Origin of the sequence: Enterobacter sp. SORGH_AS_0287, from assembly GCF_031453695.1 — a bacterium.
Classification (GTDB): Bacteria; Pseudomonadota; Gammaproteobacteria; order Enterobacterales; family Enterobacteriaceae; genus Enterobacter; species Enterobacter ludwigii.
The window spans coordinates 3,041,848-3,068,509 of sequence record NZ_JAVIZW010000001.1 but is presented as its reverse complement, the minus strand read 5'-3'; the positions used below and the strand labels follow the sequence as shown (position 1 = coordinate 3,068,509).

Annotated in this window: 27 protein-coding genes; 20 read left to right on the top strand and 7 right to left on the bottom strand. The window is 55.2% G+C overall.

What is annotated here, in order from left to right:
* The first annotated feature begins 191 nt into the window (after nt 1-191).
* Genes tamA through QE396_RS14585 form a run of 3 tightly spaced genes read left to right on the top strand, consistent with a single transcriptional unit; the run spans nt 192 to nt 6,045 of the window.
* The gene (gene tamA, locus QE396_RS14595) at nt 192-1,925 is read left to right on the top strand and encodes an autotransporter assembly complex protein TamA (RefSeq protein ID WP_020882918.1); all 1,734 of its coding nucleotides are present in this window, start codon (nt 192-194) and stop codon (nt 1,923-1,925) included.
* Complete coding sequence (gene tamB / locus QE396_RS14590) at nt 1,922-5,698, top strand: autotransporter assembly complex protein TamB (protein ID WP_020882917.1); 3,777 nt, start codon at nt 1,922-1,924, stop codon at nt 5,696-5,698. The genes tamA and tamB overlap by 4 nt, the downstream gene beginning before the upstream one ends.
* Before the next feature lie 2 nt (nt 5,699-5,700).
* A complete protein-coding gene (locus tag QE396_RS14585) occupies nt 5,701-6,045 on the top strand; it encodes a gamma-glutamylcyclotransferase (protein WP_014168360.1) in 345 nt (114 codons plus the stop codon).
* A gap of 42 nt (nt 6,046-6,087) precedes the next feature.
* Here the strand turns inward: QE396_RS14585 and QE396_RS14580 are convergent, their stop codons facing one another.
* The 3 genes from QE396_RS14580 to QE396_RS14570 are packed head-to-tail and all read right to left on the bottom strand — an operon-like array spanning nt 6,088 to nt 7,410.
* Nucleotides 6,088-6,381: a hypothetical protein gene (locus QE396_RS14580; RefSeq protein ID WP_032669643.1), complete on the bottom strand. Its 294-nt coding sequence runs from the start codon at nt 6,379-6,381 to the stop codon at nt 6,088-6,090.
* Nucleotides 6,359-6,829: a hypothetical protein gene (locus QE396_RS14575; protein WP_020882915.1), complete on the bottom strand. Its 471-nt coding sequence runs from the start codon at nt 6,827-6,829 to the stop codon at nt 6,359-6,361. Before QE396_RS14575 ends, QE396_RS14580 begins: the two co-directional genes overlap by 23 nt.
* Nucleotides 6,826-7,410 carry a hypothetical protein gene (locus tag QE396_RS14570; protein ID WP_020882914.1) on the bottom strand — a complete coding sequence of 195 codons (585 nt, stop codon included), beginning with the start codon at nt 7,408-7,410 and terminating at the stop codon, nt 6,826-6,828. The genes QE396_RS14575 and QE396_RS14570 overlap by 4 nt, the downstream gene beginning before the upstream one ends.
* Nucleotides 7,411-7,882: 472 nt before the next feature.
* On the opposite strand from QE396_RS14570, the gene QE396_RS14565 reads away from it, so the two are divergent.
* A complete protein-coding gene (locus QE396_RS14565; RefSeq protein ID WP_174377640.1) occupies nt 7,883-8,029 on the top strand; it encodes a hypothetical protein in 147 nt (48 codons plus the stop codon).
* A 128-nt stretch (nt 8,030-8,157) separates the two neighbouring features.
* On the opposite strand, the gene ppa is transcribed toward QE396_RS14565, so the two are convergent.
* A complete protein-coding gene (ppa, locus tag QE396_RS14560; RefSeq protein WP_020882913.1) occupies nt 8,158-8,688 on the bottom strand; it encodes an inorganic diphosphatase in 531 nt (176 codons plus the stop codon).
* 309 nt (nt 8,689-8,997) lie between these two features.
* Between ppa and ytfQ the strand changes: the two genes are divergently transcribed.
* From ytfQ to QE396_RS14535, 5 genes are all read left to right on the top strand, one after another.
* On the top strand, nt 8,998-9,954 hold the full coding sequence (gene ytfQ / locus QE396_RS14555; protein WP_020882912.1) for a galactofuranose ABC transporter substrate-binding protein YtfQ: 957 nt from the start codon (nt 8,998-9,000) through the stop codon (nt 9,952-9,954).
* A 123-nt stretch (nt 9,955-10,077) separates the two neighbouring features.
* Nucleotides 10,078-11,580 (top strand): galactofuranose ABC transporter, ATP-binding protein YtfR, encoded by a 1,503-nt coding sequence (gene ytfR, locus QE396_RS14550; RefSeq protein ID WP_020882911.1) that lies wholly within the window; start codon nt 10,078-10,080, stop codon nt 11,578-11,580.
* 10 nt (nt 11,581-11,590) lie between these two features.
* Nucleotides 11,591-12,616, top strand: a complete 1,026-nt coding sequence (gene ytfT / locus QE396_RS14545; RefSeq protein ID WP_025205793.1) for a galactofuranose ABC transporter, ATP-binding protein YtfT — start codon at nt 11,591-11,593, stop codon at nt 12,614-12,616.
* Nucleotides 12,603-13,604, top strand: a complete 1,002-nt coding sequence (gene yjfF, locus QE396_RS14540; protein WP_020882909.1) for a galactofuranose ABC transporter, permease protein YjfF — start codon at nt 12,603-12,605, stop codon at nt 13,602-13,604. Before ytfT ends, yjfF begins: the two co-directional genes overlap by 14 nt.
* Nucleotides 13,605-13,697: 93 nt before the next feature.
* Nucleotides 13,698-15,269 (top strand): methyl-accepting chemotaxis protein, encoded by a 1,572-nt coding sequence (locus tag QE396_RS14535; RefSeq protein WP_020882908.1) that lies wholly within the window; start codon nt 13,698-13,700, stop codon nt 15,267-15,269.
* Here QE396_RS14535 and QE396_RS14530 read toward each other — a convergent pair.
* Together QE396_RS14530 and fbp are read right to left on the bottom strand one after the other, a co-directional pair.
* Nucleotides 15,241-15,597 carry a LysR family transcriptional regulator gene (locus tag QE396_RS14530; protein ID WP_020882907.1) on the bottom strand — a complete coding sequence of 119 codons (357 nt, stop codon included), beginning with the start codon at nt 15,595-15,597 and terminating at the stop codon, nt 15,241-15,243. The genes QE396_RS14535 and QE396_RS14530 overlap by 29 nt on opposite strands.
* 148 nt (nt 15,598-15,745) lie before the next feature.
* Complete coding sequence (gene fbp / locus QE396_RS14525) at nt 15,746-16,744, bottom strand: class 1 fructose-bisphosphatase (RefSeq protein ID WP_020882906.1); 999 nt, start codon at nt 16,742-16,744, stop codon at nt 15,746-15,748.
* A 197-nt stretch (nt 16,745-16,941) separates the two neighbouring features.
* Here fbp and mpl point away from each other — a divergent pair, with 197 nt between their 5' ends.
* Nucleotides 16,942-18,318: a UDP-N-acetylmuramate:L-alanyl-gamma-D-glutamyl-meso-diaminopimelate ligase gene (mpl, locus tag QE396_RS14520; RefSeq protein ID WP_014168372.1), complete on the top strand. Its 1,377-nt coding sequence runs from the start codon at nt 16,942-16,944 to the stop codon at nt 18,316-18,318.
* 92 nt (nt 18,319-18,410) lie between these two features.
* Here the strand turns inward: mpl and yjgA are convergent, their stop codons facing one another.
* Nucleotides 18,411-18,962 carry a ribosome biogenesis factor YjgA gene (yjgA, locus tag QE396_RS14515; protein WP_014168373.1) on the bottom strand — a complete coding sequence of 184 codons (552 nt, stop codon included), beginning with the start codon at nt 18,960-18,962 and terminating at the stop codon, nt 18,411-18,413.
* Nucleotides 18,963-19,057: 95 nt separating this feature from the next.
* On the opposite strand from yjgA, the gene pmbA reads away from it, so the two are divergent.
* From pmbA to QE396_RS14465, 10 genes are all read left to right on the top strand, one after another.
* A complete protein-coding gene (gene pmbA / locus QE396_RS14510) occupies nt 19,058-20,410 on the top strand; it encodes a metalloprotease PmbA (protein WP_020882904.1) in 1,353 nt (450 codons plus the stop codon).
* A 41-nt stretch (nt 20,411-20,451) separates the two neighbouring features.
* The gene (gene cybC / locus QE396_RS14505) at nt 20,452-20,838 is read left to right on the top strand and encodes a cytochrome b562 (protein ID WP_047366504.1); all 387 of its coding nucleotides are present in this window, start codon (nt 20,452-20,454) and stop codon (nt 20,836-20,838) included.
* Nucleotides 20,839-21,156: 318 nt separating this feature from the next.
* Entirely contained in the window at nt 21,157-21,495 is a 339-nt protein-coding gene (locus QE396_RS14500; protein ID WP_014168376.1) for a glycine dehydrogenase, read from the top strand.
* A 10-nt stretch (nt 21,496-21,505) separates the two neighbouring features.
* A complete protein-coding gene (locus tag QE396_RS14495; protein ID WP_003830384.1) occupies nt 21,506-21,868 on the top strand; it encodes an SFCGS family glycine-rich protein in 363 nt (120 codons plus the stop codon).
* Nucleotides 21,869-21,870: 2 nt separating this feature from the next.
* Nucleotides 21,871-22,170 (top strand): DUF4312 family protein, encoded by a 300-nt coding sequence (locus QE396_RS14490; protein ID WP_006810338.1) that lies wholly within the window; start codon nt 21,871-21,873, stop codon nt 22,168-22,170.
* 22 nt (nt 22,171-22,192) lie between these two features.
* Entirely contained in the window at nt 22,193-22,969 is a 777-nt protein-coding gene (locus QE396_RS14485) for a DUF4311 domain-containing protein (RefSeq protein WP_014168378.1), read from the top strand.
* Nucleotides 22,970-22,982: 13 nt separating this feature from the next.
* Entirely contained in the window at nt 22,983-23,624 is a 642-nt protein-coding gene (locus QE396_RS14480; protein ID WP_014882285.1) for a DUF4310 family protein, read from the top strand.
* 42 nt (nt 23,625-23,666) lie between these two features.
* Nucleotides 23,667-24,800 (top strand): amidohydrolase/deacetylase family metallohydrolase, encoded by a 1,134-nt coding sequence (locus tag QE396_RS14475; RefSeq protein WP_020882901.1) that lies wholly within the window; start codon nt 23,667-23,669, stop codon nt 24,798-24,800.
* On the top strand, nt 24,784-25,902 hold the full coding sequence (locus QE396_RS14470; RefSeq protein WP_047366505.1) for a DgaE family pyridoxal phosphate-dependent ammonia lyase: 1,119 nt from the start codon (nt 24,784-24,786) through the stop codon (nt 25,900-25,902). The genes QE396_RS14475 and QE396_RS14470 overlap by 17 nt, the downstream gene beginning before the upstream one ends.
* The gene (locus QE396_RS14465; RefSeq protein ID WP_014168382.1) at nt 25,899-26,639 is read left to right on the top strand and encodes a 2-dehydro-3-deoxy-phosphogluconate aldolase; all 741 of its coding nucleotides are present in this window, start codon (nt 25,899-25,901) and stop codon (nt 26,637-26,639) included. The genes QE396_RS14470 and QE396_RS14465 overlap by 4 nt, the downstream gene beginning before the upstream one ends.
* Nucleotides 26,640-26,662: the final 23 nt, after the last annotated feature.

Sequence of the window (26,662 nt, the reverse complement as noted above, 5' to 3'; positions counted from 1 at the left end):
AGGTTGTCACGAAGCGTTTAATTGAACACAATAAATGCGCTGAATGAGTCTAGATTTAATCATAAGAAATATTTGGGTGTTACACCCGTTTTCAACCCGTGATGTGGGTTTTTGGCTAACAGGCCGTATTTTGCCGCGGAGCGGCACTTCATTTGCTTCCAGGGTGGAAAAAGGGATATTCAGGAGAAAACGTGACAAAAATCCGCCAGTTATGTTTGGTCAGTTTATTGCTGACAAGCGGGGTTGCCAGCGCGGCGAATGTCCGTTTGCAGGTTGAGGGGTTATCCGGGGCGCTGGAAAAAAACGTGCGTGCGCAGCTGTCGACCATCGAGAGCGACGAAGTGACGCCGGACCGGCGTTTTCGCGCGCGCGTGGATGATGCGATCCGCGAAGGGCTGAAAGCGCTGGGTTATTACGAACCCACCATTGATTTCGATCTCCGTCCGCCGCCAAAGAAGGGGCGGCAGGTGCTTATTGCCCGCGTTTCACCGGGTGAGCCGGTGTTGATCGGCGGCACTAACGTCATTCTGCGCGGCGGCGCGCGTACGGACCGGGATTACCTGGATCTGCTCAGCACGCGGCCGAAAAACGGTACCGTGCTGAATCACGGTGACTACGACCATTTCAAAAAAGAGCTGACGAGCGTCTCCCTGCGTAAGGGGTACTTTGACAGCCAGTTCGACAAAAGCCAGCTGGGCATTGCGCTCGACAGGCACCAGGCCTTCTGGGATATCGATTATGACAGCGGCGAACGTTATCGTTTCGGCGATGTGACCTTCGAAGGCTCACAAATTCGTGAAGAGTATCTGCAAAACCTCGTGCCTTTCAAAAAGGGCGATTACTACCAGTCGCGTGATCTGGCGGAGCTGAACCGCCGTCTCTCCGCCACCGGGTGGTTTAACTCGGTGGTTGTCGCGCCGGAGTTTGATAAATCGCGCAAAACCAAGGTGTTGCCGCTGCATGGCGTTGTTTCGCCGCGCACCGAGAACACCATTGAGACCGGTGTTGGTTATTCGACCGACGTCGGTCCGCGCGTGAAAGCCACGTGGAAAAAGCCGTGGATGAACTCATACGGTCACAGCCTGACCACCAGCGCCAGTATCTCAGCGCCGGAACAGCAGCTCGATTTCAGCTACAAAATGCCGCTGCTGAAAAACCCGCTTGAACAGTATTACCTTGTTCAGGGCGGTTTTAAGCGTACCGACCTGAACGATACCGAGGCAGATTCCACCACGCTTGCGGTATCGCGATACTGGGACCTCTCCAGCGGCTGGCAGCGCGCCATTAACCTGCGCTGGAGTCTGGACCACTTTACCCAGGCCAACGTCACCAACACCACCATGCTGCTCTACCCGGGGGTGATGATCAGCCGCACCCGCTCGCGCGGCGGCCTGATGCCAACCTGGGGCGATTCCCAGCGTTACTCCATCGATTACTCCAACACCATGTGGGGCTCCGATGTGGATTTCTCGGTGATTCAGGCGCAAAACGTCTGGATCCGCACGCTGTATGACAAACACCGCTTCGTGATGCGCGGCAACCTCGGCTGGATTGAAACCGGCGACTTCGACAAAGTTCCGCCGGACCTGCGCTTCTTCGCCGGTGGCGACCGCAGTATTCGCGGTTACAAATACAAATCCATCGCGCCGAAAGATGATGACGGCAAGCTGATTGGTGCCTCCAAGCTGGCTACCGGCTCGCTGGAGTACCAGTACAACGTCAGCGGAAAATGGTGGGGCGCGATGTTTGTCGACGGCGGCGAAGCGGTAAGCGATATCCGCCGCAGCGACTTTAAAACCGGCGCGGGCGTGGGCGTACGCTGGCAGTCTCCCGTCGGGCCAATCAAGCTCGATTTCGCCGTGCCGGTGGGTGATAAAGAAGAACACGGTTTACAGTTTTACATCGGTCTGGGGCCTGAATTATGAGTTTATGGAAGAAGATAAGCCTCGGGGTGCTGATTTTTATCGTACTGCTGCTCGGTACGGTGGCGTTTCTGGTCGGAACGACGTCTGGCCTGCATCTGCTGTTTAACGCGGCTAACCGCTGGGTTCCCGGGCTGGAAATTGGCCAGGTGACAGGCGGCTGGCGCGATCTGCGTCTGAAAAACATCCGCTATGAGCAGCCTGGCGTGGCGGTAAACGCGGGGGAATTTCACCTCGCGGTGAAGCTGGGCTGCCTGCGGGACAGCAAGCTGTGCGTTAACGATCTGTCGCTGAAAGACGTGAACGTGGCGATAGATTCGAAGAAAATGCCGAAATCGGCCCCCGTTGAGGAAGAGGATAGCGGCCCGCTGAATCTCTCCACACCGTATCCGATTGCCCTCTATCGGGTAGCGCTGGATAACGTCAATGTCAAAATCGACGACACCACCGTCTCCGTCATGGATTTCACCTCCGGCCTGCGCTGGCAGGAGAAAAACCTCACCCTGACGCCAACCTCCCTTCAGGGGCTGCTGATTGCGCTGCCGAAAGTGGCGGACGTGGCGCAGGAAGAAATTGTCGAACCGAAGATCCAGAACCCGCAGCCGGAAGAGAAACCGCTGGGCGAAACGCTGAAAGATCTCTTCTCTAAACCTGTGCTGCCGGAGATGACGGACGTTCATTTGCCGCTGAACCTGAATATCGAAGCGTTCAAAGGCGAACAGCTGCGTCTCACCGGCGATACCGATCTGACGGTCTTCAACATGCTGCTTAAAGTCAGCAGCATCGACGGCAACATGAAGCTCGACGCGCTGGATATCGACACCAACCAGGGCTCGGTTAACGCGTCAGGGAATGCCCTGCTGCGCGACAACTGGCCGGTGGATATCACCCTGAACAGTTCGCTCAACATCGACCCGCTGAAAGGCGAAAAAGTGAAGGTCAAAGTGGGCGGGGCGCTGCGCGATAAATTGGATGTCGGCGTTAACCTCTCCGGCCCGGTGGATATGGATCTGCGCGCGCAAACGCAGCTGGCGGAAGTGGGGCTGCCGCTCAACCTTGAGGTTGTCAGTAAGCAGCTCTACTGGCCGTTCACCGGCGAAAAACAGTTCCAGGCCGATGACCTGAAGCTGAAGCTGAGCGGCAAAATGACCGATTACACCCTGTCATTCCGCACGGCGGTGAAGGGGCAAGGTGTTCCGCCTGCGACGATTACGCTGGATGCTAAAGGCAACGAGCAGCAGGTGAATCTCGACAAACTGACCGTCGCGGCGCTGGAAGGCAAAACTGAACTCACCGCGCTGCTCGACTGGCAGCAGGCGATCAGCTGGCGCGGCGAGCTGAAGCTGACGGGGATCAACACGGGCAAAGAGGTGCCGGACTGGCCATCAAAACTGGACGGCCTGATCAAAACCCGCGGCAGCCTGTATGGCGGTACGTGGCAGATGGACGTGCCGGAAATCAAGCTTACCGGTAACGTGAAGCAGAATAAGGTCAACGTTGAAGGCTCGCTGAAGGGCAACAGCTATCTGCAGTGGGTGATCCCGGGTCTGCACGTGGCGCTGGGTCGTAACACGGCGGATCTCAAAGGCGAGCTGGGGGTGAAAGATCTTAATCTCGATGCCACCATTGATGCGCCAAATCTGGATAACGCCCTGCCAGGGCTGGGCGGCACGGCGAAAGGGTTAGTGAAGGTGCGCGGCACGGTAGAGGCTCCGCAGCTGCTGGCCGATATCACCGCCAGCAACCTGCGCTGGCAGGCGCTGACCGTTGCGCGGGTTCGCGTCGAAGGGGATGTGAAATCCACCGATCAGATTGGCGGTAACCTGAACCTGCGCGTGGAGCGCATTTCTCAGCCCGACGTGAACATTAATCTGGTCACTCTGGATGCCAAAGGTAACGAAAAGCAGCACGATCTCCAGCTTAAGGTGCAGGGCGAGCCGGTATCCGGGCAGCTTCATCTGACCGGAAGCTTTGATCGCAAACAGGCGCGCTGGAAAGGGACGCTGGACAATACCCGCTTCAACACCCCGGTAGGGCCGCTGGCGCTGTCCCGCTCTATCGCGCTGGACTACCGCAACGCTGAACAAAAGATCAGTATCGGACCGCACTGCTGGACCAACCCGAATGCGGAACTGTGCGTACCGCAGACCATTGATGCGGGGGCTGAAGGGCGTGCGCAGATCAACCTTAATCGCTTCGACCTGGCGATGCTAAAACCGTTTATGCCGGACACGACTCAGGCCAGCGGCGTCTTTAGCGGGAAAGCCGATGTCGCGTGGGACACGACCAAAGAGGGGCTGCCGCAGGGTAGCGTGACGCTCTCTGGTCGTAACGTGAAGGTGATACAGGAGGTGAACGACGCACCGCTGCCGGTGGCGTTTGATACCCTCAACCTGAGTGCCGATCTGCATAACAACCGCGCGGAGCTGGGGTGGCTTATCCGTCTGACCAACAATGGTCAGTTTGACGGGCAGGTACAGATTACCGATCCGCAAGGACGCCGTAATCTCGCCGGTAACGTTAATATCCGCAATTTCAACCTGGCGATGGCCAACCCGATTTTCTCACGTGGAGAAAAAGCGGAGGGGATGCTCAGCGCGAACCTGCGCCTGGCGGGCAATGCGCAAAGCCCGCAGCTGTTTGGCCAGATGCAGCTTAACGGCGTGGATATCGATGGCAACTTTATGCCGTTTGATATGCAGCCAAGCCAGATTGCGATGAACTTCAACGGCATGAGCTCGACCCTCGCCGGGGTGGTGCGTACCCAGCAGGGGCAAATCAACCTCAGCGGCGACGCCGACTGGAGCCAGCTTGATAACTGGCGGGCCCGTGTCGCGGCCAAAGGCAGTAAGGTGCGGATCACCGTACCGCCGATGGTACGTCTGGACGTATCCCCGGATATTGTCTTTGAAGCCACCCCTAGCCTCTTCACGCTGGACGGCAACGTGGACGTACCGTGGGCACGCATCGTGGTGCACGAGGTGCCTGAGAGCGCGGTGGGCGTCTCCAGTGACGAAGTCATGCTCAATGAAAATCTCAAACCCGTTGAGCAGAAGAGCGCCGGTATTCCGATCAACAGTAACCTCACCGTTCACGTCGGCAATAACGTGCGTCTGGATGCGTTTGGGCTGAAGGCGAGACTGACAGGGGATCTGAAAGTCGCGCAGGACAAACAGGGACTGGGTCTGAACGGCCAGATCAATATTCCTGAAGGGCGCTTCCATGCCTATGGTCAGGATCTGATTGTGCGTAAAGGTGAACTGCTGTTCTCCGGCCCGCCGGATCAGCCACTGCTCAATATCGAAGCGATTCGTAACCCGGAAGCCACCGAAAACGACGTTATTGCGGGTGTTCGCGTTACCGGTTCTGCTGATGAGCCGAAGGCGGAGATCTTCTCCGACCCGGCAATGTCGCAACAGGAAGCCCTGTCTTACCTGCTGCGTGGGCAAGGACTGGAGAGCGGCCAGAGCGACAGTGCAGCGATGACCTCGATGTTAGTGGGTCTGGGGGTTGCACAAAGTGGGCAGGTTGTGGGTAAAATCGGCGAGACGTTCGGCGTAAGCAATCTGGCACTGGACACCCAGGGCGTGGGTGACTCCTCGCAAGTGGTGGTCAGTGGCTATGTACTGCCGGGTCTGCAGGTAAAATATGGCGTGGGGATCTTTGACTCACTGGCAACACTCACGTTACGCTATCGCCTTATGCCTAAGCTATATCTGGAAGCAGTGTCCGGCGTAGACCAGGCACTTGATCTGCTCTATCAGTTTGAGTTTTAGCAATGCGAATATTTGTCTACGGCAGTTTACGAACCAAGCAAGGCAACAGTCACTGGATGACCAATGCCCTGCTGCTGGGGAATTACAATATCGAGAACTACCAGTTGTATAGCCTGGGCCACTATCCAGGCGCGGTTCCTGGGGAAGGAACAGTACAGGGTGAAGTTTATCGTATTGATAATGCTACACTTGCCGAACTTGATGCCTTGCGCACCAGGGGCGGTGAATACGCTCGCCAGTTGATCCAGACGCCGTATGGAAGTGCGTGGATGTACGTCTACCAGCGTCCGGTCGAGGGGTTAAAGCGGATTGTAAGCGGTAACTGGTTAGACAGAGACCAGTACTGAAAAAAACAACGCCACCGTCAGGTGGCGTTGTTTTTTATGGGCTTAGCTCTCTTCTGTGCTTCGGCGTCGGGTCAAAAACAGCGGAACAAAAAGCATGATGTACGGAGCAACCAGCCATATCAGGCACAGGGCGCGTGAAAAGCCGTAGTAGTTGATGCACCGCGTATTGCTTGAAATGACAGGAATAAAAAACAGTAAAAACAGCAAAATGGCATAATCGCTGCGGTAGGGGATCCATAAATAAAACAAAAACCAGGCGAGCTGGAATGTCATGATGCAGAGATACTGCCATTTGCTGTCTTTGCCGTAACAGTCAAACGCCTTTATGTAGCCCATCTTTATGCTTTGAAGAAAGAAACTTAGCATGTAAAACGCTCACGATCGCGACGGTCAGGAGTGTGCTGGCCAGCAACTCGATTAAAAAATAGCTATGGGTGATGCTAGTTGCACCTGAGCTCAAGGTATACCATTTACTATACCCTCTATGCACTGCAACAAAAAGGGTATACAAACCTGTATTAATAAAGAACTGAAGTAGACACGAAATGATTATATTCTTCGGCAATTTTTTTAATACAGCGAGTAAAGCATAAACAATTAAAACGGATAGGGAAAAATACAGGCCATTAATAAAATTAGATAATACAATTGAATTTATATTAGTAAATATCAGGTCATGGCTGCCATAAAACCATGACAAATATTCAAAATGCGTTGCTCTGCCAAAGATAAAAGCTGCGATTGCTAATACGAGTATACCAGCGATATGATGTTTCTTTCTCATAATTTTGCCCCGCTAGCCAGAAGCGCTTTCATCGTTTTGCTGGCTTCTAACTGATCTTTAATTATGGCAAGGTCGCGAGTATTTTGATTATATTTGGCAATAGCCGTTGGCGTTCCTTTACCACCGTTGTCCATAAAGAAGACAATATCTTGCCGTCCATACAGTAGAACCTGTGGGATAGGATCCCGTCCATAATTGACCGCCTGCGGGAGGGAGTGGATAGATTCTGTAGTGAGGAAACGAGGGATATCTTTATGCTCAATGTTCCCTAAAGGTGTTGTAGCAATAAGGGAACCGATGAATTCCGTTGTATAAACTAATGAATCTGTATCTTTAGTCGTAACTTTTGAACCTGTAATATATTTAATCTGTTGCCATAAGGTTATATCTTTGGGGGCAATCTTAACACCATCCATAAACATATCTTGCTTTCGTTTCAACTGAATGACTGTGCGATGGACTTGAGTCAAAGAAGGGCTTATTTCACCAAAGGAAGGCATAAGGCCATCACGTGCATAGAGCCTTTCAATGATGAAGTAAATTCCAGTTGGGCGGGCAACATCAATGTTAATCGATGACATAGTGAACCTGTGGCGTGTGATGGCATATGTTTATCATAGCAGTATGTTATTAATGGTTAAACCATTCAACTGGCTCCCACCATATATGATAGGTTTCTCTGTATTGTAATGATCGGTATTAATAAAAAATAAGAATATTCTTAACGATCTCGTGTCTCCCAGTGATGATTTATACGGCACGTCCGCTGCTCTGCCTGTCTGCATTTTGTGAATAGGTTAACAATCACATGTGAAATTGATACTGAATTACTTTTTCCTTCGAACATGCTTCCTGTTTCTATCATCGTTTCCCTCCATGCTGGCGCATACCTGCCTGAAAGAGTACAACAACCTCTGTACCTACGTTGTTATCGTTTGTATAACTGCGGAGGTGTCGACATGTGAAACCAATAATCAGTTAGTGATCACTCCGGTGACAAAACAATATTCACTCGACGAGTTGTTATTTCAGTAAGATCTGTCAACACCTGACATGAGTGAACAGGACGCGTGGGGGGGAAACTTTGCCCGCGATGCCGGATTTAGCGTGCCACTGTTGTGTGAGGAATGGGATATTCGGGGCATCATCCTGGTGAACCAGGTCCGGATGATGGATTCAGGTGCACTTCAGGAAAAGTGAATTGATGTGGCGTCAGATGAAACAGTAGGAGATGCACTCCTACGGTGTCAGGCAATCGTGAATTTAACCGCAGACGCAAGGCACAAAAAAGCCCCGACTCGCGGGGCCTTATTATTCAGCGATAAGAATTACTTCTTCGCAGCGCGTTCGAAAGAGGAGATGATTTCCGCTTTCGCTGCTTCTGCGTTTTCCCAGCCGTCAACTTTAACCCACTTGCCTTTTTCGAGGTCTTTGTAGTGCTCGAAGAAGTGAGTGATCTGCGCTTTCAGCAGTTCTGGCAGGTCGTTCACATCTTTGATGTGATCGTACTCTTTGCTCAGTTTGGTGTGCGGAACAGCAACCAGTTTCGCATCTTCACCAGATTCGTCAGTCATTTTCAGCACGCCAACAGGACGGCAGCGAATGACTGCGCCTGGCTGCAGCGGGTATGGCGTTGGGACCAGTACGTCAACCGGGTCACCGTCAAGAGACAGGGTGTGGTTGATGTAACCGTAGTTGCATGGGTAGAACATGGCGGTAGACATGAAACGGTCTACAAACAGCGCACCGCTCTCTTTGTCCACTTCGTATTTGATAGGATCTGCGTTAGCCGGGATTTCGATAACTACGTAGATGTCTTCTGGCAGTTCTTTACCCGCAGGGACGTTGAGTAAGCTCATGTCTGTGTCCTTTAAAATGGATGGTAAACAAGTGGCAGGTATTATAGCCAACTGGCGCTGAATGTCTCCGCCTGTTTTCGTCTTCTCTCCACGTTCTCCCCACTTTTCAGACCGATTCCATGACAGGAAAATCCATAAACTCAGCCGCTTTTTTAATGGTGAAATGAAAGCGATTACAAACTTGTGATTAACGTTTTATTCACTTTTCTGAAGTGTGATGTAACGCAATTCGTTACATATTTCATTGGCTATAGTCATTTCGCAGAACATCTTTTAACCAACAATAAACACCCCTACGAGGACGTTCATATGTGGAAGCGCTTACTTCTTGTCACAGCAGTTTCGGCAGCCATGTCGTCTATGGCGATGGCCGCCCCTTTAACCGTAGGTTTTTCCCAGGTCGGCTCTGAATCCGGCTGGCGAGCGGCAGAAACCAACGTTGCGAAAAGCGAGGCCCAGAAACGCGGTATCACCCTGAAAATCGCCGATGCGCAGCAAAAACAGGAAAACCAGATCAAAGCCGTGCGGTCATTTATCGCCCAGGGCGTTGATGCCATCTTTATTGCGCCGGTCGTGGCCACTGGCTGGGAGCCGGTCCTGAAGGAAGCGAAAGACGCTGAGATCCCGGTTGTTTTGCTCGATCGTTCCATTGATGTAAAAGACAAATCTCTCTATATGACCACCGTCACCGCCAACAACGTTCTCGAGGGCCAATTAATTGGTGACTGGCTGGTGAAACAGGTGGATGGCAAGCCGTGTAACGTCGTTGAGTTGCAGGGGACCGTCGGGGCGAGCGTGGCCATCGATCGTAAGAAAGGCTTCGCGGAAGCCATCGCCAAAGCGCCAAACATTAAGATTATCCGCTCTCAGTCCGGCGACTTTACCCGCAGTAAAGGTAAAGAGGTCATGGAGAGCTTTATCAAGGCTGAAAACAACGGCAAGAACATTTGCATGGTTTACGCCCACAACGATGACATGGTGATCGGGGCTATCCAGGCCATCAAAGAAGCGGGGCTGAAGCCGGGCAAAGATATCCTCACTGGCTCTATCGATGGCGTGCCGGATATCTATAAAGCGATGATGGACGGCGAAGCGAACGCCAGCGTGGAGCTGACGCCAAACATGGCTGGCCCGGCATTCGATGCGCTGGAGAAATTCAAGAAAGACGGCACCCTGCCTGAAAAAGTGACGATCACCAAATCGACGCTCTACCTGCCTGACACCGCGAAAGAAGAGTTAGAGAAGAAGAAAAATATGGGCTACTAAGGCCTTTTCTCTCGCCCCTTACCCCCTCCTCTCCCCTGAGGGGAGGGGGTGTACAAGGGCGGGTAGACTGGCATGAACATTTCCCTCTCCCCAACCGGGAGAGGGCGAGGGTGAGGGGGAAACATGACCGACACACAACACCAGGAAATCCTCCGCACAGAGGGCTTAAGCAAGTTTTTCCCCGGTGTAAAAGCGCTGGATAACGTTGATTTTAGCCTGCGACGCGGTGAGATTATGGCGCTGCTGGGAGAGAACGGTGCGGGAAAATCGACGCTGATTAAGGCACTTACCGGCGTTTACCATGCCGATCGCGGCACAATCTGGCTAGAAGGCAACGCCATTTCGCCAAAAAACACCGCCCATGCGCAGCAGCTGGGGATTGGGACGGTTTACCAGGAAGTGAACCTGCTGCCGAATATGTCGGTGGCGGATAACCTGTTTATCGGCCGTGAGCCAAGACGCTTCGGCCTGCTGCGACGCAAAGAGATGGAAGCGCGGGCCACCAGGCTGATGGAATCCTATGGCTTCTCCCTGGACGTTCGCGAACCGCTGAACCGTTTTTCCGTCGCGATGCAGCAAATTGTCGCGATTTGCCGGGCGATCGATCTCTCCGCGAAAGTGCTGATCCTTGATGAACCCACCGCGAGCCTGGATACCCAGGAAGTTGAAATGCTCTTTACCCTGATGCGCCAGCTGCGCGATCAGGGGGTAAGCCTGATCTTCGTCACCCACTTCCTCGATCAGGTGTATGAGGTCAGCGATCGCATCACGGTGCTGCGCAACGGCAGCTTTGTCGGCTGCCGCGAAACCCGCGAGCTGCCGCAGATAGAACTGGTCAAAATGATGCTGGGCCGCGAGCTGGAAACCAACGCGCTTCAGCGTGCAGGTCGCACGCTGCTCAGCGATAAACCGGTCGCAGCCTTCAGCGATTTTGGCAAAAAAGGGGTGATCTCACCCTTTAATCTGGACGTGCGGCCCGGTGAAATTGTCGGGCTGGCGGGCCTGCTGGGTTCCGGGCGCACCGAAACCGCTGAGGTGATCTTCGGGATCAAACCTGCGGACAGCGGCAGCGCGCTGATCAAAGGTAAACCGCAGACCCTGCGATCGCCGCATCAGGCCTCCTGCCTGGGCGTGGGCTTCTGCCCGGAAGACAGGAAAACCGATGGCATAATTGCCGCCGCCTCGGTGCGGGAAAATATCATTCTGGCTCTGCAGGCGCAGCGCGGATGGCTACGCCCCATCCCGCGGAAAGAACAAAACGCCATTGCCGAGCGATTTATCCGTCAGCTCGGTATACGTACGCCGAGCGCTGAACAGCCCATTGAATTTCTCTCCGGTGGCAACCAGCAGAAGGTATTGCTGTCACGCTGGCTGCTGACTAAACCCCAGTTCCTGATCCTCGATGAACCGACGCGCGGTATCGACGTTGGGGCGCACGCCGAAATTATCCGGCTTATCGAAACGCTGTGTGCAGACGGTCTGGCGCTGCTGGTTATCTCATCCGAGCTGGAAGAGCTGGTGGGGTATGCCGATCGCGTCATCATCATGCGCGATCGTAAGCAGGTGGCAGAGATCCCGCTGGATAAACTGTCCGTTCCGGCAATCATGAATGCCATCGCGGCGTAAGGAGTTAATCGTGATGCCCCGTTCGCTTCCGCAAACCGGTGCAACCAGGCGCCGCTTCACCTGGCCTACCGGCACGCCGCAAATTATCGCGTTGCTGCTGGTGCTGCTGATCGATAGCCTGGTCGCCCCGCATTTCTTTCAGATTATCGTGCAGGATGGCCGGCTGTTTGGCAGTCCGATAGACATTTTAAACCGCGCCGCCCCGGTGGCGCTTCTGGCCATTGGTATGACGCTGGTGATCGCCACCGGCGGGATTGACCTCTCCGTCGGTGCGGTGATGGCCATCGCCGGCGCCACGGCAGCGTCCATGACCGTCGCCGGGCACAGCCTGCCGGTGGTGCTGCTGGCTGCATTAGGTACCGGGGTGCTGGCCGGACTGTGGAACGGCATTCTGGTGGCGGTCCTGAAAATTCAGCCGTTTGTCGCCACTCTCATCCTGATGGTGGCCGGACGCGGTGTGGCACAGCTTATCACCTCGGGTCAGATTGTGACCTTCAACTCCCCCGGGCTGGCATGGCTTGGCAGCGGTAAGCTGTTCTTCTTCCCGACGCCGATCGTTATTGCGCTGGTCACATTAGTGGTGTTCTGGCTCTTTACCCGTAAAACGGCGCTGGGCATGTTCATTGAAGCGGTCGGAATTAACATCCGTGCGGCGCGAAACGCCGGGGTTAATACACGGCTGATGGTCATGCTGACCTACGTGCTGAGCGGAATTTGCGCCGCCATTGCCGGGGTGATCGTCGCGGCGGACATCCGTGGTGCGGATGCCAACAACGCCGGGTTATGGCTGGAGCTGGATGCGATCCTGGCGGTGGTTATCGGTGGCGGATCGCTGATGGGCGGGCGGTTTAATCTGCTGCTCTCGGTGATCGGCGCGCTGATTATTCAGGGTATGAATACCGGGATCCTGCTCTCCGGTTTTCAGCCGGAACTCAACCAGGTGGTGAAAGCGGTGGTCGTGCTCTGCGTGCTGATCGTCCAGTCGCCGCGCTTTGTCAGCATCATTAAAGGGATCCGTGGCCATGATAAAACGTAATTTACCGTTAATGATCACCCTGGGCGTGTTTGTGCTGGGTTATCTCTACTGCCTGACGCAATTCCCGGGCTTTGCCTCTACCCGGGTGATTTGCAACATTCTGACGGATAACGCCTTTTTAGGCATTATCGCCGTTGGCATGACCTTTGTGATCCTCTCCGGCGGGATCGATCTCTCGGTTGGGTCGGTGATCGCTTTCACGGGCGTATTTCTCGCAAAAGCGATCGGTTTCTGGGGGATCTCGCCGCTGCTGGCTTTCCCGCTGGTGCTGGTGATGGGCTGCGCGTTTGGCGCCTTTATGGGGCTTTTGATCGACGCGCTGAAAATCCCGGCCTTTATTATCACCCTCGCCGGCATGTTCTTCCTGCGCGGCGTGAGCTACCTGGTCTCGGAAGAATCGATTCCGATTAACCATCCTGTCTACGACACGCTCTCCAGCCTGGCGTGGAAAATCCCCGGCGGCGGTCGTCTGAGCGCGATGGGGTTGCTGATGCTGGGCGTGGTGGTGGTGGGGATCTTCCTTGCCCACCGTACCCGGTTTGGTAATCAGGTCTATGCCATTGGCGGCAGTGCCACCTCGGCAAATCTGATGGGGATCTCCACCCGCAGCACCACAATCCGCATCTATATGCTCTCGACCGGACTGGCGACGCTGGCGGGGATCGTCTTCTCGATTTATACCCAGGCGGGTTATGCCCTGGCAGGCGTCGGGGTGGAACTTGATGCCATCGCCTCGGTGGTGATTGGCGGCACGTTGCTCAGCGGCGGCGTTGGCACGGTGCTGGGGACGCTGTTCGGCGTGGCGATCCAGGGACTGATCCAGACCTATATCAACTTTGACGGCACGCTCAGTTCATGGTGGACCAAGATCGCCATTGGCATTCTGTTGTTTATTTTTATCGCCCTGCAGCGCGGCCTGACGGTGCTCTGGGAGAACCGACAAAGCTCGCCTGTTACCCGTGTAAACACTTCAGTAACAGAGCCATAACACGCTGAATTTGCTTAAAGTCTAAACATTTTCCGGTAGCGGCCGATACTCTTTTTTTATGCCCAGAAATATCTCGCTACCGGAAATAATATCATGCTTAAAACGCTATCGATTCGTACCGGCTTGCTCTCTTTACTGGCCGTTATGACCCTTCTGCTGCTGCTTGTCAGCGGCATTGGCATTTATGCCCTCACACAGAGTTCTTCTTCACTCCAGCGCATCAACCACCTTCAGGGTGAGCAGATGGTGCAGCTTAATTCTGGCTATACCCTGATCCTGCGCGCGCGTAATGAAGCGGGTCAGGCGGTCCGGATGATGGAAATCGGCATGCTGGATGACGCGGCCAAATCGGTGAAAAACATCAATCAGGAGATTGCCCAGGCCCGTAAAACGCTGAAAGGCGTGATCGACGGCGGGGTGGCGGATGAGCAGGGACAAAAATTGCTGGATAAGGTGGCCGCGAGCCTGGCGACCTATAACCAGCAGGGGATCGACCCGATGCTGAAAGCCCTGAACGATCAGAGCGCAGACAGCTATTACGATCTGCTGGAGAACACGCTGATCCCGGTGGCGGCGCAGTTTGATAATGATATGCAGGTCTTTCAGAAATGGAGCGAAGCGCGCGGGAAAGCGGAAGTGAAGGCCGTGCAGTCGAGCAAAAACCGGGTACTGATCCTGATCGTGGTGGCCGCGCTGCTGACGGCTGGCATTATTGTGCTGGCGTGGCTGGTACTGCGTCACATGCTGCTCAAACCGCTTTCGGCCTCCATTGCTCAGCTGGAGAACGTGGCGGCGGGCGATTTAACCCATACGCTGAATGACCCGGCGAGCCAGGAGTTTAACCGCCTGAACGCGGCCATTGAGGGGATGCGGCAGTCTCTGATGAACTCGGTTTTACGGGTACGTGATGCCAGCTCGCAAATTGATACCGGCAGCCGCGAGCTGACGGCGGGGAACATGGATCTTGCCCAGCGCACGGAATCCACCGCGACATCGCTTGAGCAGACGGCCGCCAGCATGGAAGAGATCACCGCCACGGTGAAACTCAATGCAGACAACGCCGAGCAGGCGCACCAGCTGGCGAAATCCGTGTCTGACACCGCCGATCACGGCAGCGAAATGGTCTGCTACGTCATTGAAAAAATGCGTGATATCGCCGGCAGTTCGGCACGCATCGCCGATATTCTGAGCGTCATTGACGGCATTGCCTTCCAGACCAATATTCTGGCGCTGAACGCCTCGGTGGAAGCGGCGCGCGCGGGTGAGCAGGGGCGCGGGTTTGCCGTTGTCGCCGGTGAAGTGCGAAACCTCGCCAGCCGCAGCGCTGACGCAGCAAAAGAGATCCGTTCGCTTATCAGTGATTCTCAGACCCATGTAAACGAAGGCAGCGAGCTGGCGCAGCAGGCTGGCGAAACGATGGATGAGATCGCAACAGAAGTACTGCGCATGACCAAACTGATGCGCGAGATTGCGACCGCGTCCCAGGAGCAGAGTCGCGGCATTGAGCAGGTGAATATTGCCGTGAATCAGATGGACGAAACCGCGCAGCAGAATGCGGCGCTGGTCCAGCAATCTTCTGCCGCGACGCGCTCGCTGGAAGAGCAATCGCGTCAGCTGATGGACGCCATGGCATCATTTAAACTGACGGCTCAGACAGCGGCATAATATTTTCCCGCCCCGGCGCATTCTGTGTCGGGGTTTTATGTGTCGCGGAAATTAATGCGCCAATATTATCGTGAATGTCGCCCATTAATATTTCCAGAGACTGGGTTAATGCTAATGCATTTTCAGTCGGCTCAAGATATAACCCTTTGCGGAAAAATAGCGGCTCGTCAAACAGCTGATTAAAGCGTTTTAATGCCAGACTCACCGCGGGGCGCGACATCTCCAGACGTACGGAGGCTTTTGCCATACTGCCGCAACGGACCACTTCAATAAAAACAGGGATAAGATTTAAATCAATGCCGGTATTAGCACGGGAATAATTTTTCATGACGATTAGGCTCCAGGAAATATTTGTCAAACTGTTATGGAAATAATGCAGGAGCAAAACCGAATATTAAAGCGTGTTTTTTATAAACACTTATACGGTAAAATATATAAATGAAGCGGGGAGCCTGAAGGGCTCCCCGTGTTATGGGTTATGCGTCCGGATACTCACGGATAAAACGTTCAACGTCATCAACCATATGGGTGTTGCCGACAAAGAACGAACGACGCTGGTGCAGGCTTTCCGGCACGATGTCCAGAATACGCTCTTTACCGTCGCTCGCCTTGCCGCCAGCCTGTTCGGCCAGGAACGCCATTGGGTTGCATTCATACAGCAGACGCAGCTTGCCGTCAGGGTGGCTTGCCGTGCTTGGGTAGAGGTAGATACCGCCTTTCAGCAGGTTGCGGTGGAAGTCAGCAACCAGCGAGCCGATATAGCGGGACGTGTACGGGCGCTGAGTGGCTTTATCTTCTTCCTGGCAGAACTTGATGTATTTCTTCACGCCGTTCGGGAATCGGATGTAGTTGCCTTCGTTGATGGAGTAGGTATTGCCCTTCTCCGGGAAGCGCATACGTTCCTGGCTCAGGCAGAAAACGCCCAGCGAGGGATCGTAAGTAAAGGCGTGAACGCCGCAGCCCGTGGTGTACACCAGCATGGTGGAGGAGCCATAAACGACGTAACCGGCCGCCACCTGGTTACTGCCCGGCTGCAGGAAATCTTCCTCTGTCACCGGCGTGCCAACAGGCGTGACGCGGCGGTAGATGGAGAAAATGGTACCGACAGAAACGTTAACGTCGATGTTAGAGGAACCGTCCAGCGGATCCATCAGCACAACGTATTTAGCGTGTTCACACCCTTCGAAAACGACAATTTCATCTTCTTCTTCGGAGGCGATACCCGCCACGATGTCGCGCGCGCGCAGTGCAGCTTTCAGTTTTTCATTTGCGAACAGATCGAGTTTCTGTTGAACCTCGCCCTGAACGTTCTCGGCACCGCTGGCACCCAGGATATCGACCAGACCGGCCTTGTTGATATCACGGTGGATGATCTTAGCGCCCAGCTTTATTGCCGACAGCAAAGCAGTGAGTTCACCCGTAGCATGAGAAAACTCGTGCTGCTTTTCGACAATAAATTCACCTAACGTTTTCATAACACTTTCCCTGCATCTTTGTGAGTAGAGCGATTGTATGTTCACTAAAACGACTAAAGCCCAACAATCTTAACAAACATTCAAATATTAGCGCAGAGGTGAATCGCGCCAGCAATATACGGATTTACCTGAAATGCGTTTCGCTGTCGCTGACATGTGAGTAAAATGTGCGCCACATTGAAGAAGGATAGTGACGTATGCGCATTCATATATTGGGGATTTGTGGCACTTTCATGGGCGGACTGGCAATGCTGGCGCGCTCTCTGGGCCATGAAGTGACAGGTTCGGACGCCAATGTGTATCCGCCGATGAGCACGCTTCTGGAGAAACAGGGCATCTCTCTGATTCAGGGATACGATGCCAGCCAGCTGGATCCTGAGCCGGATCTGGTGATCATTGGCAACGCCATGACCCGCGGTAATCCGTGCGTTGAGGCGGTTCTGGAACGCAACATTCCGTTCATGTCTGGCCCGCAGTGGCTGCATGATTTCGTGCTGCGCGACCGTTGGGTCGTTGCCGTAGCCGGAACGCATGGCAAAACCACGACCGCCGGAATGGCGACCTGGATCCTCGAAGCCTGTGGTTATAAGCCAGGTTTTGTAATCGGGGGGGTACCGGGTAATTTCGATGTTTCTGCGCGTCTGGGTGACAGCCCGTTCTTCGTGATCGAAGCCGACGAGTATGACTGCGCGTTCTTCGACAAGCGCTCCAAGTTCGTGCACTACTGCCCGCGGACGCTGATCCTCAACAACCTTGAGTTCGATCACGCGGATATTTTTGACGACCTGAAAGCGATTCAGAAACAGTTCCACCATCTGGTGCGCATCGTTCCGGGTCAGGGCCGCATCATCCTGCCGGAAAACGACATCAACCTGAAGCAAACCCTGGCGATGGGATGCTGGAGCGAGCAGGAGCTGGTGGGCGAGCAGGGACACTGGCAGGCGAAAAAACTCAACGCGGATGCCTCCGAGTGGGAAGTGCTGCTCGACGGTGAGAAAGTGGGTGAGGTGAAGTGGGGCCTGGTGGGCGAGCACAACATGCACAACGGCCTGATGGCGATTGCCGCGGCACGTCATGTGGGCGTTCAGCCTGCGGATGCGGCGGATGCGTTAGGCTCGTTCATTAACGCCCGCCGTCGTCTGGAGCTGCGCGGTGAAGCCCACGGCGTCACGGTGTATGACGACTTTGCGCATCACCCGACCGCCATTCTGGCGACGCTTGCGGCCTTACGCGGCAAAGTCGGCGGGACCGCCCGCATTCTGGCAGTGCTGGAACCGCGTTCGAACACCATGAAAATGGGCATCTGCAAAGACGATCTTGCGCCATCCTTAGGGCGTGCCGATGAAGTCTTCCTGCTGCAGCCGCAGCATATTCCGTGGCAGGTGGCCGAAGTGGCCGATGCCTGCATTCAGCCTGCGCACTGGAGTGCGGATGTGGATGCGCTGGCGGATATGGTGGTGAAAGCCGCACAGCCTGGCGATCACATTCTGGTGATGAGCAACGGCGGTTTTGGTGGGATCCATCAGAAGCTGCTGGACGGTCTGGCGAAGAAAGCGCAGGCGGTCGTAGAGTAAAAAAAAGCCCGGTAGCGCTCACGCTTACCGGGCTTTTTCTCCCTCGCCCACAGGGAGAGGGGCGGGGTTGAGGGCACTCAGCGATGCTGTGCTTACTCTTCGTTTTCAGACAGCTCACGCAGATACTGGAAAATCAGGCGTGCAGACTTCGGCGGCTTGTTCGCTTCTTTCTCTTTCTGGGCATTGCGGATCAACGAACGCAGCTGCTGGCGATCGGCATCCGGCCACAGGTTCAGTACTTCCGGTACCGCATCATCACCTTGTTCAATCAGACGATCGCGGATCTGCTCAAGCTTATGGAACAGCGCAACCTGCTGGTTGTGGCGGTTTTTCAGTTTGTCCAGCGCCTGGCGGATCGGTTCAACGTCACGCTGACGCAGCATTTTACCGATAAGCTGAAGCTGACGGCGACGGCCTTCTTTCTTGATTTTCTGTGCCAGTTCAATGGCATCGCGCAGATCCTGGTCGAGCGGGAGTTTATCCAGCGCGTTTTTACCCAGTTCTACCATTTCCGCGCCAAGCTGTTTTAACTCTTCGGCGTCACGTTTAATTTCACTTTTACTGACCCAGATGATCTCATCATCTTCGTCTTCGATGTCATCACCGGGAACGTCGTCGAGCCAGTCTTCGGGCTGCTTAGTCATGTCAGGCTCCTTAAAAAAAGAGGCTAATGTTACCAGTTAAGACGCGCACTGAAAAACGGTTCTCTGTTAGACTTCAATTAACTCTCTCTTACAGTATGGCATTTGCGATGAAAGTAACCTCACAAGTTGAAGCGCAGCGTAAGATTCTGGAAGAAGCCGTCTCCACCGCGCTGACGCTCGCTTCAGGTAAATCAGATGGCGCCGAAGTGGCGGTAAGCAAAACCACCGGCATCAGCGTCAGCACCCGCTACGGCGAAGTGGAAAATGTAGAATTCAACAGCGATGGCGCCCTGGGGATCACGGTTTATCACCAGAATCGCAAAGGCAGCGCGTCATCGACCGATCTCAGCCCGGATGCCATTGCCCGTACGGTGCAGGCTGCGCTGGATATTGCGCGTTACACCTCGCCCGATCCTTACGCCGGCGTTGCCGACAAAGAGCTGCTGGCATTCGATGCCCCGGATCTCGATCTTTTCCACCCGGCGGAAGTGACGCCGGACGAAGCGATCGAACTGGCTGCCCGTGCCGAGCAGGCGTCTCTGAAGGCCGATAAACGCATCACCAATACCGAAGGCGGAAGTTTTAACAGCCACTACGGTATCAAAGTGTTTGGTAACAGCCACGGGATGCTGCAGGGCTACTGCTCAACGCGTCATTCGCTCTCCAGCTGCGTTATCGCTGAAGAGAATGGGGATATGGAGCGTGATTACGCCTACACCATCGGTCGCGCGCTGGGCGATTTGCAGTCTCCTGAGTGGGTTGGCGCAGAATGCGCGCAGCGCACGCTGTCCCGTCTGTCGCCACGTAAACTCTCCACCATGAAAGCCCCGGTCATTTTTGCCAATGAAGTGGCGACCGGCCTGTTTGGCCACCTGGTGGGGGCGATTGCCGGGGGCTCCGTTTACCGTAAATCGACGTTCCTGCTCGACTCGCTGGGCAAGCAGATCCTGCCGGAATGGCTGACCATTGAAGAGCATCCGCACTTGCTGAAAGGGCTGGCCTCGACGCCGTTCGACAGTGAAGGTGTGCGCACCGAGCGCCGCGATATCATCAAAGACGGCATTCTGACGCAGTGGCTGCTGACCAACTACTCCGCGCGCAAGCTGGGGCTGAAAAGCACCGGTCACGCGGGCGGCATTCACAACTGGCGAATCGCGGGTCAGGGCCTGAGCTTTGAGCAGATGCTTAAAGAGATGGGCACCGGTCTGGTCGTCACCGAGTTAATGGGCCAGGGCGTAAGCGGCATTACCGGCGATTATTCGCGCGGCGCGGCGGGCTTCTGGGTTGAGAACGGTGAAATTCAGTATCCGGTTAGCGAAATTACCATCGCCGGCAACCTGAAAGACATGTGGCGCAATATTGTTACTGTCGGTAACGATATTGAAACACGTAGCAATATACAGTGTGGTTCAGTCCTCTTACCGGAGATGAAAATCGCCGGGCAGTAATACCCGTAAAGGCGTTTTAATAATAAAAAAGGAAGTGAGCAATGCGTAAACACCTGTTAGCGATCGTCGCAGCGTCAACGCTGGTTCTTGGTTCTTCTGCGTTTGCTGCCGATCTTGAAGACGACATGGGCATCCTCAGTGAAAACCTGAAGGTGGTGCAGAAAACGGACAATGCGGCGGAAATGAAAGGCGCATTGACCAAAATGCGTGAAGCGGCACTGGACGCGCAGAAATCCACGCCGCCAAAGCTGGAAAATAAAGCGGCAGACAGCGCTGAGATGAAAGACTACCGCCACGGCTTTGACGTGCTGGTCGGTCAGATTGACAGTGCACTGAAGCTTGCCAACGAAGGCAAAGTGAAGGAAGCCCAGGCGGCAGCCGACCAGTTTGTGACCACGCGTAATACCTATCACAAAAAGTATCGTTAATTCTCGGTACGCGCTTTCCCCGTGCGGGGGTGGTTAATCGCCCCCGCATGTTTGCTTTCCGGGCATAAGAAAACCTTATCCACCTCACATATTTGCACGTCTGCCCATAATCTTTTTCGCTCCCACGCCCCCTTAATTGCCGTCAGATAGCGTGATATTCATCACGTAAATACAGTGATTTATCTATATTCAGCATATTTATGTGGCACAGATCACTGCCGGTGCTCGCCTTTCCACTTCGAAGTGGAAAACAACTCGCTACAAACAATTCCCCCCCAACGTTAGTTTTATTCCAGAGCCATTAACGGGGTAAGACGAGTGATTAACGGAGCGGTAATGAACGACGTTGGAGATCAGGCGGTGCAAACAGAGCAGCTCGCTAACACTATGCTGGCGCAGGTGTATGCCCTGCTGGCCCGGCACAACATCATCCCCAACGCAGTACAGGAACAGATGCTCACCTCCCACGTTCGCGCGATGGCGCACCGGTCCGTGACCGGCGAGCCGCTGCCGGAGGTTGAAGCCGAGCTGTTCGACGAAATTTCTCCCGATTCAATGCGGCTTGCCCGTGAAGTGGTCGCGCAGTTTGGCAACCTTCCTGATGAAGAGGCCTGGCTGCTCTCCGTTCACTTCGAAGTCGCGAAAGACAACCTTTAAGGAGCAACACATGGAACAGATTACAGTCGTGATTGGCGATCGCCTGGGTAAAGGTCAGAAAGTGGCGGCAGGCGTTGAAAAAGCCGGTGGACGCGCGGTTGTCGTGCCGGGTGTGGCGGCAGACATGAAGCTCGGTGACGTGATGAAAGCGGAAAATGCCACCTTCGGCATCTCTTTCTGCGGCAGCGGCGGCGCGGGTGCCATCACCGCACAAACCAAATATGGCTACAAAGCCAAATACGGCATGCGTTCAGTGGATGAAGGCGTCACCGCCATCAATGAAGGCTGCAATGTGCTGGGCTTTGGCTTTATGGATAAAGAAGAGCTGGGCGAGCGTCTGGTTCAGGCGTGGCAGAAGAAACACGGCGCATAAGCATGAAAGAACAGTTCACAACCACGGTGAGAGTGAAGGGCAAAGGCGACGCTAAAGCGCGCGCCTTTGCTGATGCGCTCAACCACGTTCAGGCCGCGGTGATGAAAGCCTCACCGCATATCTTACTGCGTATTGAGCCACAGGATGTGCAGGTCGTTCAGGCGCAAGAAGCGGTGCGTAAAGAAGCTTTTCTGTTCTTCTTTTTGCGCCGGGAAAGACGCACCTACAGCGTGGAGCTGGATGTGACCGTCAACGTGACTGCCATCAATCTCGACCAGGTGGATTTCGTCACGCAACGCTGATTATTCATAAAAGGGCAGACTGATGTTCTTAATTATATTAATAAAATCGCTCATCATTGGCGGCCTGGTTGGCGTCGGTGTGGGGGCCGGGGCTGCACGCATGTTTCATGCGCCTACCACTCAGGGTATGGGCGCGTTTCGTACGTTGGGGGAACTGAACTCCTGTGAAGGGGATCCGGCTTCTCACTTCTCCTTCGGGTTAGGCTTCTTCTTTAACGCCTGGGCCTCTTCCGTGGCTGCAGGGGCATTCACACAGGACGTTGACCACCGCATCATCCCGAACTGGGGTGCTGCAGCACTGATGATTAAAAACCGTAACGTCGGCGAAACGCTGCACGATCCGCGCAAAATGGCGATTGCCTGCGGCGTGATCGGCATGATTGTCGTCACCTTCCTTAACCTCACCGCCTCTTCTGTTCCGGCTGCGCTTCAGGTGACCGCCGTGAAGGTGCTGGTACCTGCAGCAAACCTGCTGGTCAACACCGTGATGCCGGTGATCTTCTGGCTGGCCGCCATCGATGCGGGTAAAAAATCGGGCTTCTGGGCCACCATTTTTGGCGGCGCGGCGCAGCTGATCATGGGTAACGCCGTACCGGGTCTGGTGCTGGGTATCCTGATTGGTAAGGGCGTTGAAGAGAGCGGATGGAACCACGTCACCAAAGTGATGATGGCGGCCATCGTGGCGCTGTTCGTGCTGAGCGGTTTCTTCCGTGGCTTCGACATGAAGATGATCGAATCCTTCCATCTGACCGTGCCGAACTGGCTCGACATGATCCACAACGCGCTCAGCGGTAAATAACAGGAGCCTCGACATGGAACAGAATAAAGGTTTTTGGTATGCCGACTGGTCGTTCCCGATCTTCGTTGGCCTGCTCTCTTCCGGTGTTTTCGCCGGGACGCATATGTACTACCTCTACGGCATCGGCGCGTTCAACGAAGTGGCCTTCGTGGCGATGCTGAAAGCGGGGATGGATACCGGCGTTTACGGCGCGGTGGCGGCGTTCGGTGCGAGCTTCCTGTTCGCCCGTATTATCGAAGGGTCGCTGGTCGGTATCCTTGATATCGGCGGGGCGATCCAGACCGGGGTGGGCCTCGGGGTTCCGGCGCTGCTGCTGGGCGCGGGCATCATGTTCCCGGTGACCAACTTTATCGCCGCGCTGATCACCGGCCTGGTGATTGGCCTGGCAATTGGCTACGTCATCATTCTGGCGCGTAAGTTCACCATCAATCAGAGCAACTCCACCTACGGGGCGGACGTGATGATGGGCGCCGGTAACGCCTCCGGTCGTTTCCTCGGGCCGTTGATTATCCTCAGCGCCATGACTGCCTCCATTCCTATTGGCGTCGGCTCTTTGGTAGGTGCGCTGTTGTTCTATATCTGGCAGAAGCCGATTACCGGTGGCGCCATTCTCGGTGCAATGATTCTGGGCTGGCTGTTCCCGGTCGCCCTTTAATGCCCGCGGGCGCTCCGGCGCCCGCCTTATCAGGAGATCCTCATGTTTGATTTACTCCTGCGCCGTGCGCGCCTCACCGACGATACCCTGACTGATATCGCCATTCAGGACGGAAAAATCGCGGCGGTGGGCGACATTACCGCGCCCGCCCGTAAAACGGTTGAGTTGAACGGTGAAGTGTTCGTCAGCGCAGGCTGGATTGACTCCCACGTTCACTGCTACCCGAACTCCCCTATTTATCACGACGAACCGGACAGCGTGGGCATCGCCACCGGCGTGACCTCGGTGGTGGATGCCGGCAGTACCGGCGCGGATGACGTGGACGATTTTTATGAAATCACCCGTAAAGCCTCAACCGACGTTTATGCCTTACTGAACATCTCCCGCGTGGGGCTGATTGCCCAGAACGAACTGGCCAATATGGCCAACATTGATGCGAAGGCCGTGAAGCAGGCCGTTACGCGCTACCCGGATTTTATCGTTGGCCTGAAAGCGCGCATGAGCAGCAGCGTGGTTGGCGAAAACGGTATAACGCCGCTTGAGCGCGCGAAAGCCATCCAGAAAGAGAACGGCGACCTGCCGCTGATGGTGCACATCGGCAACAACCCGCCCAACCTCGATGAAATTGCCGACCTGCTCAGCTCAGGCGACATCATCACCCACTGCTACAACGGCAAGCCGAACCGCATTCTGACGCCATCCGGTGAACTGCGTGCGTCCATCACCTCCGCCCTGAAACGCGGTGTGCGCCTGGACGTCGGGCACGGTACCGCGAGCTTTAGCTTTGAGGTGGCGAGACGCGCCATTGCGATGGGCATTTTGCCACACACCATCAGCTCGGATATTTACTGCCGCAACCGCATTAACGGCCCGGTAGGGTCGCTGGCAAGCGTGATGTCGAAGTTTCTCGCCATCGGCATGTCGCTGCCGCAGGTGATTGAGTGCGTCACCGCGAACGCCGCCGACGGGCTGCGTCTGACGCACAAAGGCCGTATTCAGCCAGGTCTTGATGCTGACCTGACGCTGTTCACGATAAAACGCCAGCCAACGCTGCTGGTGGATGCTGAAAATGACAGCCTGCAGGCTGAACACATTCTGGTGCCGCTTGCCGCCATCCGCGCAGGCAAGGGCTACATGACCGAACAAGGGAGCACGGAACATGCCTTCGATTTATGAGAAGTATCACTTAAAGCAAGTCATCAACACCTCAGGCCGTATGACGGCGCTGGGGGTTTCCACGCCGCGCCCGGACGTGGTGCAGGCGGCGATGGATGGCATGAATCACTATTTCGAGATGAAGGATCTGGTCAACAAAACCGGCGAATACATCGCAAAGCTGCTGGATGTGGAAGGGGCGACGGTGGTCTCCTGCGCGTCAGCGGGCATCGCCCAGTCCGTGGCGGCGGTGCTGGTCAAAGACAGCGACTGGCTGCTGGAGAACCTGCACGTCACCCCGATTGAGAACAACGAAATCGTGCTGCCGAAAGGCCATAACGTTAACTTTGGCGCACCGGTAGGCACCATGGTGGTGCTGGGCGGCGGCAAGCTGGTGGAAGCGGGCTACGCGAACGAATGCTCCGCCGATCAGCTGGCAGCGGCCATCACGCCGCGTACCGCGGCCATTCTTTACATCAAGTCTCACCACTGCGTGCAGAAAAGCATGCTCAGCGTAGAGCAGGCGGCGGTGGTGGCGCGTAAGCACGATCTGCCGCTGATCGTGGATGCGGCCGCGGAAGAAGATCTTCACGTTTACTACCGCTCCGGTGCCGATCTGGTTATCTACAGCGGTGCGAAAGCGATTGAAGGGCCAACCAGCGGGCTGGTGATCGGCAAAACGCAGTATGTTGAGTGGGTGAAACGCCAGACGGCGGGGATTGGCCGCGCAATGAAAGTGGGTAAAGAGGGGATCCTCGGCCTCACCTGTGCCATCGAACACTACCTGACGGCGACCAAAGAGAGCGGCGAAGAGATGGTGGCGAAGATGACGCCATTTATTGACGCGCTTAATACCCTTAACGGCGTGACGGCACGCGTGGTCTGGGACAGTGCCGGTCGCGATATCGCCCGTACCGAGATTAAGTTTGATGAAGCTACCACCGGTGTTGGCACCGGCGACCTGGTGACCGCGCTGAAGCAGGGCGAGTACGCCATTTACTTCCGTGGCTACAAGGCCAACGAAGGGATTATCGAAGCGGACGTGCGCAGCGTGAATGCCGATCAGCTGAACATTGTTTATCGCCGCATTAGTGAAGTGTTAGGACAGGAGAAAAAGGCATGAAACTGACCCCCAACTTTTACCGTGACCGCGTCTGCCTGAACGTGCTGGCAGGATCGAAAGCCAACGCCAGCGCCATTTACGAGGCGGCGGAAGGCCACGTGCTGGTGGGCGTGCTCTCCAAAAATTACCCGGATGTCGCCAGTGCGGTTGCCGATATGCGCGACTACGCTCAGCTTATCGATAATGCGCTCTCTGTGGGCCTCGGCGCGGGCGATCCGAACCAGTCCGCGATGGTCAGTGAGATCGCCCGTCAGGTGCAGCCGCAGCACGTTAACCAGGTGTTCACCGGCGTGGCAACCAGCCGTGCGCTGCTGGGGCAGAGTGAATCCGTGGTCAACGGCCTGGTCTCTCCGACCGGCACCGTTGGCAAGGTGAAAATCTCCACCGGTCCGCTGAGCAGCACGGCGCCGGACGGCATTGTGCCGGTTGAAACCGCGATTGCCCTGCTGAAAGATTTTGGCGGCAGCTCCATCAAATACTTCCCGATGGGAGGTCTGGCGTGTCGGGACGAATACCAGGCAGTGGCGGAAGCCTGCGCCCGTCACGATTTCTGGCTGGAGCCGACCGGTGGGATCGATCTGGAGAACTATGAAGCGATCCTGCAGATCGCCCTTGATGCGGGCGTGAGTAAAATCATTCCGCATATCTACAGCTCGATTATCGACAAAGCCAGCGGCGACACGCGTCCGGAAGATGTGCGTACGCTGCTGGAGATGACGAAGAAGCTGGCTAAGTAGTCTTTACCCCTCACCCCTAACCC